The sequence below is a fragment of the Rhodoferax sp. LS1P39 genome (assembly GCF_056521425.1).
Genome location: NZ_JBWMAV010000006.1, coordinates 1 through 7,687, shown reverse-complemented (window position 1 = coordinate 7,687; position 7,687 = coordinate 1). Strand labels below are relative to the sequence as shown.

The following is a 7,687-nucleotide window of genomic DNA, read 5'->3' as shown; positions in this document are numbered from 1 at the left end:
GAGCTTGGCAGCAAAAGATGTTGACCCCCGCCGTGCGCATCGCGCTGGGCCTGGTGTCGCTGATGGTCACGCTGGTGCTGATCGGCGAAGTGTTTACCGGCTACCCACCCGACCGCGAGGAAAGCGCGCGCCGCTACCGTGGCCAGATGGCGCGCATCGTGGGCGGCGAGGTGGTGGTGGCGTTGCGCGCGGGCGTGGACGATCTGCCCGGGTCGCATTCCGCCGTGCAACACGTGCTGAAGGACGCACAACGGCGCGAACCGAAACTGCTGTCGGTGCGGGTGATCGGCGTAGGCGGCCAGCCGCTGGCCCAGGTGGGAGAACATGTGCGCGGCTGGCAGCTGGCACCCGGGGATTTGTCGAACGCCGACAACATCCGCGTGCCGCTGATCTCCAACGGCAATGCCTGGGGGGAGGTGCAACTCGTCTTCGAGCCAGCGCTGCCCACCACGCTGCGCGGCTGGCTGCACGATCCGCTGGCGCAATGGCTGGCGTTCATCGTCTGCGTGGGTTTCGTGGCTTTCGCGTTGTACCTGCGGCGCGTACTGCGCCACCTGGACCCGAACGCTGCCGTGCCCGAGCGCGTGCGCAACGCCTTCGACACCCTCACCGAGGGTGTGCTGGTGCTCGACCTCTCCGGTCGCATCATGCTGGCCAACCGGGCCTTCTGCGATCTGTGTAACGAAAATGCGCAGGCGCTCACCGGTGTCGATGCCGACAAACTCACCTGGATGCGGGCTGCCATGCCGCCCGATACCAAGGCCCTGCCCTGGCGCCAGGCGGTGCAGCAGAAAAAGGCCGTGCTCGGCGTGCCGCTGAAGCTGGAGTTCGAAGGGCTACCGCGCCGCGAACTGGTCATGAACTGCGCCCCCATCATCGAAGGTGCCAACCAGGTGCGCGGTTGCCTGGCCACCTTCTCCGACGTGACCGAACTGCACGAGCGCACCGAGCGGCTGCAGGTGGCCATGGGCGAGCTGAGCGCCTCGCAGCGCGAGATCGAGCGCCAGAACGAAGAGCTCACGCTGCTGGCCACGCGCGATGCGCTCACCGGCATCTTCAACCGCCGCTCGCTGATGCAGCAGGCCGAGCAGCGCTTCGCCGAGGCCCGGGCAGGCGGCACCCCCATCAGCTGCATCATGTGCGACATCGACCACTTCAAGCAGGTAAACGACAAATACGGCCACGCGGGCGGCGACCAGGTGATCCAGGGTGCGGCAAAAGCCCTGTCACGCGGGCTGCGGCTGGGCGATTTTGTCGGCCGCTATGGCGGCGAAGAGTTCTGCATCATGCTGCCCGGTGGCACGGCGGCCCAGGCGGCGGAGATCGCCGAGCGGCTGCGCGAAGACATCGACGCCAACCTGGGCGACTCGCTGCGCGACCACGTCGGCGTGAAGGTCACCATGAGCTTCGGCGTGGCCGAGATCGGCGCGCAAGTGCCCGACCCGGCCACGCTGATCGATCTGGCCGACCAGGCCCTCTACCACGCCAAAAAGAACGGCCGCAACCGCGTCACGACCTGGTCGGCGACCGGCATTGCACCTGCCGAGTCCACCGCTGGTTCTTAATTTTTATGGGTCAAATTGGCCTCTGGCGCTTAATCCATAAGCACAAGCAGCTACTAAAAGTGTAGTAAAGGGCGGGCCGTCAACCTTGGAAGAAGTTGACCGGTAGGCCTGGCACATCCACCCGCATCGACAGCACGCAGCCGGACGCAGGCATCGCCTCCAGCTCCGCGGCGGGGCGGCCATGGCGGCCGGTGGTGAGGTACAGGGTTTGCAGATCGTCACCACCAAAGCAGGGCATGGTGGGGCAGCGCACCGGCAACGCATAGGCGTTGAGCAGGTCGCCCTCGGGCGAGAACTTGCACAGGCGCTGGCCTTCGAACTGGGCGGAATAGTAATTGCCCTGCACGTCCACCGCCGCGCCGTCGGGGCGGCCACCGTAACCAGGCATGCCCGGCTGCCAGCCTGCGGGCTTGGGGGCCATGTGCAGGTATTCACGGTAGTGCGACAGCACGTTGGGCACCGCATCCCAGTCCCAGGCGTGGACGATGTGGTGCGGCGTGTCCGACCAGTACAACGTCTTGCCGTCCGGCGACCAGGCCAGGCCATTGCCGGTGATGGCATTGCCCGCCATGCTGCGCAGCGTGCTGCCTTCCAGGCAGTACAGCTCTGCCTTACGGGCATCGCGCGGCTCGTAGATGGTGCTGGCCCAAAAGCGGCCCAGCGGGTCGCACTTGCCGTCGTTGAAGCGGGTGGTGGCCGGGTCATACGGCGCAGCAACCATCAACCCCATCTCACCGCCCCACACCGGCGCGCGGTAGATGCCATCGCGTAGCGCCACCACCAGGCCGCCACCGCTGGCCGGGGCAATGCAGCCGGGCTCGCTGGGCATGGCCCAGTGCTCCACCACGCCGCTGGCCACGTCCAGGCGCTGCAGCAGCTTGCCCGGCACATCGACCCAGTACAAGCGCTTTTCCTGCGGGTGCCAAAACGGCGATTCGCCCAGGGCGTTGGGCTCGGTGGTAACGGTGGTCCAGGTCATGGCAAAAATCTGAGAGGTTGCGATGGACGTATTGTGAACGGCCAAAAAAAGGCCCACGCACATTTCTGTGGGTGGGCCGAATCTCTTTGGAAGATTCTGTTGCGGAGCGTCTGCGGCGCACAGGCCGCAGGGCTCCAGGTCACATTAGCGGTTGTAAGCGGTTTCGCCGTGGGAGCTGATGTCCAGGCCTTCGCGCTCTTCTTCTTCCGTGACGCGCAGACCGATGGTCAGGTCCACAATCTTGTAGGCCACGAACGACACCACGCCCGACCAGACGATGGTCAGCAGCACGGCCTTGGCCTGGATCCAGACTTGACCAGCCACCGAGTACGCATCGGCGGGGGTCATGCCCACGGACACCCAGTCGGCCACGGTGGACGGGCCACCCAGGCTGGGGCTGTTGAACACGCCGGTCAGCAGCGCACCGACGATACCGCCCACACCGTGCACGCCAAACACGTCCAGCGAGTCGTCGGCACCCAGCATCTTCTTCAGGCCATGCACGCCCCACAGGCAGGCGAAACCGGCGATGAAACCAATCACCAGACCACCGCCGATACCGACGTTACCGGCGGCGGGGGTGATCGCCACCAGGCCCGCCACGGCACCGGATGCAGCACCCAGCATGGAGGCCTTGCCGCGCATCAGCGCTTCGCCCACACACCATGCCAGCACCGCAGCCGCCGTAGCGCCCAGGGTGTTGATGAAGGCCAGGGCGGCAAAGCCGTTGGCTTCCAGGGCGGAACCGGCGTTGAAGCCGAACCAGCCCACCCACAGCAGGGACGCGCCCACCATGGTCAGCGTCAGGCTGTGAGGGGCCATGGATTCCTTGCCGTAACCGACGCGCTTGCCCAGCATGTAGGCACCGACCAAACCAGCCACAGCGGCGTTGATGTGCACCACGGTGCCGCCAGCGAAGTCGAGTGCGCCCCACTGCCAGATCAGGCCGGCCTTGGCGGTCATGGCATCGGCCACTTCCTTGGTGGCGTAGGCATCAGGGCCCATCCAGAACCACACCATGTGGGCCACCGGGGCGTAGCAGAAGGTGAACCAGATGGCCGAGAACAGCAGCACGGCCGAGAACTTGATACGTTCTGCGAAGGCACCGACGATCAGGCAGCAGGTGATACCGGCGAACGTGGCCTGGAAGGCAGCGAACACGATTTCAGGAATGTAGACACCCTTGCTGAACGTGGCCGCATTGGCAAACGTGCCCGCAGCGTTGTCCCACACGCCCTTCATGAACAGCCGGTCAAAGCCGCCGATGAACGCGTTGCCCTCGGTGAACGCCAGGCTGTAGCCGTAGATGAACCACAGCACCACGATCATCGAGAACGTGACCATGACCTGCATCAACACCGACAGCATGTTCTTGCTGCGCACCAGGCCGCCGTAGAACAGGGCCAGGCCGGGCACGGTCATCAAGATGACCAGCAGGGTGGAGACCATCATCCAGGCGGTGTCGCCCTTGTTGGGTACAGGGGGCGCTGCGGCGGCTTCTGCGGGGGCAGCGGCCTCTGCGGGTGCGGCTTCAGCGGCGGCTGGCGCAGGCGCGGCAACGGGTGCGGGTGCCGCATCGGCAGGTTTGGCCTCGGCGGTGGCCTCCATCACCGGAGCACTGGCCGCATCGGCGGCAGGAGCCTGTGCCTGGGCGAAAGATCCGCCCCACATTAACCCCAAGCCGAGTGCCAGGGATGCTAGTAGTTTTTTCATGTTTGCTTGCTTTCAGAGGAAAGAGGGTGCTGCTTACAGCGCTTCTTTGCCGGTTTCACCCGTGCGGATGCGGACAACTTGCTCCAAGTTGTAGACAAAAATCTTGCCGTCACCGATCTTGCCGGTGCGCGCTGCGCCTTCCACGGCCTCGATCACGCGGTCCACCAGTTCGTCGGAAATAGCGGCTTCAATCTTGACCTTGGGCAAGAAATCCACCACATACTCGGCACCACGGTACAGCTCGGTGTGGCCCTTTTGGCGACCGAAACCTTTGACTTCCGTCACGGTGATACCCTGCACACCAATGCTGGACAGGGCTTCGCGCACTTCGTCCAGCTTGAAGGGTTTGATGATGGCGGTGACTAGTTTCATGGCTGCTCTTTCAGTAGGCTGTCGCAAGATAGGGCGGCAAGGCGGGCGGCCTTGGGCACGGGCTGTGTCATGTGCTTCTCCAAAATGAAAAGGGGAACGGCAAACAGGTTTAAGCAGATTGCGTGCCAAATTATTGTTACTTTGGTAACACCTCAGGGCACGCCCCGTTTTCACCACGGACAGGTTTGGGCACATATTTATCGCACACAAATGGTGCGTGCGGGTGGATTCCATGGTGGAGTCCATTTTTTGCACCGATATGGGGAGTCTTGCCGTTATGGGCTTATGTTTGGTGCAAAGCCGGGCTTTGCTGGGCTTGGATGCCCCCGCAGTCACCGTCGAGGTGCATTTAACCAACGGACTTCCCAGCTTCACCCTGGTGGGCTTGGCCGATGTCGAGGTCAAAGAAGCCCGCGAACGGGTGCGCTCGGCCATCCAGAACGCCGGGCTGGAGTTTCCGCACAACAAGCGCATCACCGTCAACCTGGCCCCGGCCGACCTGCCCAAGGACTCGGGCCGATTTGACCTGCCCATCGCCCTGGGCATTCTGGCCGCCAGCGGCCAGATCGACAGCGAACGCCTGGCCGGATACGCCTTTGCCGGAGAGCTATCGCTGTCCGGGGCCTTGCGCCCGGTGCGCGGCGCGCTGGCCATGAGCCTGGCCCTGCACACCCAACAGGTGCAAACCCGGCTGGTGCTGCCCCCCGGCAGTGCCGAAGAAGCCGCCTTGGTGCCCGACGCCCAGGTGTTTTGCGCCCACCACCTGCTCGATGTGGTGCAGCAGTTCCTGCCATCAGGGGACGGCGAAGCCATTCCCAGCGACGGCTGGGCCCGCCTGGCCAACACCGCCTTGCCCGACACCGCCCACCTCCAGGGCTATGCCGACCTGGCCGATGTGAAAGGCCAGGCGGGGGCCAAGCGGGCGCTGGAAATCGCCGCAGCTGGAAACCACAGCCTACTTTTAGTCGGCCCGCCAGGTTCGGGCAAGTCCATGCTGGCCCAGCGGTTTGCCGGTTTGCTGCCGCCCATGACGGTCAATGAAGCCCTGCAAAGCGCGGCCATCGCCAGTCTGGGCGGCGGCTTTGCGTTGGAGCGCTGGGCCACCCGGCCCACCTGCAGCCCGCACCACACCGCCAGCGCCGTGGCCCTGGTGGGGGGAGGATCGCCACCGCGCCCGGGCGAAATCTCGCTGGCCCACCACGGCGTGCTGTTTCTGGACGAAATGCCCGAGTTCCCCCGCGCCGCATTGGAGGCCTTGCGCGAACCCCTGGAAACCGGCCATATCAGCATCGCCCGCGCAGCCCGCCGCGCCCAGTTTCCGGCGCGGTTCCAGCTGATTGCCGCCATGAACCCCTGCCCCTGCGGCTACCTGGGCTCGCACCAGAGGGCCTGCCGTTGCAGCCCCGACCAGATCGCGCGCTACCAGGGCAAGCTCAGCGGCCCGCTGATCGACCGCATCGACCTGCACATCGAAGTACCCGCCCTGCCCGCCGACGACCTGCTGCACGCCCTGCCCGGCGAATCCACCGCCGAAATCCGCGCGCGCTGCACCACCGCCCGCCAGCGCGCCATCGACCGCCAAGGCAGCACCAACCAGGCACTGCAAGGCAAAGCCATCGACCAGGCCGTCGCCCTGGAACCCGCCGCCGCCCGCTTCCTGCAAACGGCGGCAGCCAAACTCGGCTGGTCGGCACGCGGCATCCACCGGGCACTCAAGGTGGCCCGCACGATTGCGGATTTGGAAGGCGTAGCCACCACACAGGTGCACCATGTGGCGGAGGCGATGCAGTACCGGCGGGCGTTGCGGGGTGGGGGTGCTACGGGCTGACCTCCGCACGCCATCCTGTGCCTTGCTTGTGGGTACTTAGCCGCACATTTAAGAACGCCTCGATCACCCCGATGTGGGTGCGCGCATGCTCGGTCAACCGGGTGCACATAGGGATGGAGCGAAGGCGCTGCGCAGGATCTGTCCGCCGCCTTCGCCGATAGCGCCGTCAAGTTCGATCATTTTTAAGCAAATAGGCTACCCGTGCTTATCGAAAAAGCATAAGTAGCTATAAAAATAGGAGCGATCTAGGTAACGTAGGCTAATCCGTAGCCCTGAAGTCCGCCGCTGCCAAACTCGGCTGGTCCGCCCAGGGCATCCACCGCCCGCTGAAGGTGGCGCGAACCATTGCGGATTTGGAAGGAGCCACCACAACCAAGGTACTACTTCATGTGGCGGAGGCGATGCAGTAACGGCGGGCGCTGCAGGTAGACGAGCAGCGGGTTTGAACTACAGCATCCATGATGCCTAAGTCATCATTTCTAATGATGTTTTGACCTAGCTCTCCAGCGTCCTGCTTGCCAAGACAAGTCAAGCCGAGAACACTCAAAACTACTCTTTGCATTTCAACCGTTTGACCGCGATTTGGGAGCCTGATCATGGACGCAATAGGTAGTGCCGCAGAGCCCCAATCGGCAGATAAATCTCTACCGGATCTCACCGTACCGGTCTGGGCCATCGGATTGGTAGTGATTGTTGCCCTCCTGTTTTCCTTGTATTCGGTGCTTATGAATGGAGGCCCCAAGGGAGATGCCCCGCCGCCAATAGCGGACCAGCGGCAAGACGTAGACACGTCAAAGGAAGCGGCAATGGTTCCCACTGTTCCACCCGCTATGGCACCGCCTCCTGGGGTCGCGCTGATATCCATGGCCCAGCAATCCAGGCAGTACACATACACACAGCGGGCGAACAGCGCAGAATTTTTCCCAGCCCCCAGCCTAGAGAGTGCACCAGTACCCGCAACACCCTCCATGCCCACGGCAATGGATCCCACCACATCGCCAGACGTGCAACCTCCAACTGCAGCAGAACCTGCTTCAGAGCCCTTTTTTTGGAACTATTGGCTAACCCGCCCCAGTACAGCAATACCCCCAACCTCCAGCCGCATAGGCGAGCTGTGCTGGTCAAGTTTTTTCGGACACCGCGATAGGTTGTTTGATTGCCGATTGCTGCTCGAAAGCATTGGGTGGCAAGTTGCCCAGTTTGGAGTGCAGCCGCACGCTGTTGTAGAAG

5 protein-coding genes and 1 pseudogene are annotated in these 7,687 nt (G+C 63.8%); 3 read left to right on the top strand and 3 right to left on the bottom strand.

The window, feature by feature from the left end:
• Positions 1-17: 17 nt before the first annotated feature.
• Entirely contained in the window at positions 18-1,565 is a 1,548-nt protein-coding gene (locus tag AC097O_RS11595; protein WP_479592926.1) for a GGDEF domain-containing protein, read from the top strand.
• 79 nt (positions 1,566-1,644) lie between these two features.
• Here AC097O_RS11595 and AC097O_RS11590 read toward each other — a convergent pair whose 3' ends face one another.
• From AC097O_RS11590 to glnK, 3 genes are all read right to left on the bottom strand, one after another.
• Complete coding sequence (locus AC097O_RS11590; RefSeq protein WP_479592925.1) at positions 1,645-2,544, bottom strand: SMP-30/gluconolactonase/LRE family protein; 900 nt, start codon at positions 2,542-2,544, stop codon at positions 1,645-1,647.
• A 144-nt stretch (positions 2,545-2,688) separates the two neighbouring features.
• Entirely contained in the window at positions 2,689-4,257 is a 1,569-nt protein-coding gene (locus AC097O_RS11585) for an ammonium transporter (RefSeq protein ID WP_479592924.1), read from the bottom strand.
• A 33-nt stretch (positions 4,258-4,290) separates the two neighbouring features.
• Positions 4,291-4,629: a P-II family nitrogen regulator gene (glnK, locus tag AC097O_RS11580; protein WP_295957531.1), complete on the bottom strand. Its 339-nt coding sequence runs from the start codon at positions 4,627-4,629 to the stop codon at positions 4,291-4,293.
• Positions 4,630-4,906: 277 nt separating this feature from the next.
• Here glnK and AC097O_RS11575 point away from each other — a divergent pair, with 277 nt between their 5' ends.
• Entirely contained in the window at positions 4,907-6,457 is a 1,551-nt protein-coding gene (locus tag AC097O_RS11575) for a YifB family Mg chelatase-like AAA ATPase (protein WP_479592923.1), read from the top strand.
• A gap of 272 nt (positions 6,458-6,729) precedes the next feature.
• Positions 6,730-6,867, top strand: a pseudogene (locus AC097O_RS11570) (magnesium chelatase subunit ChlI family protein); the annotation flags it as partial.
• Positions 6,868-7,687: the final 820 nt, after the last annotated feature.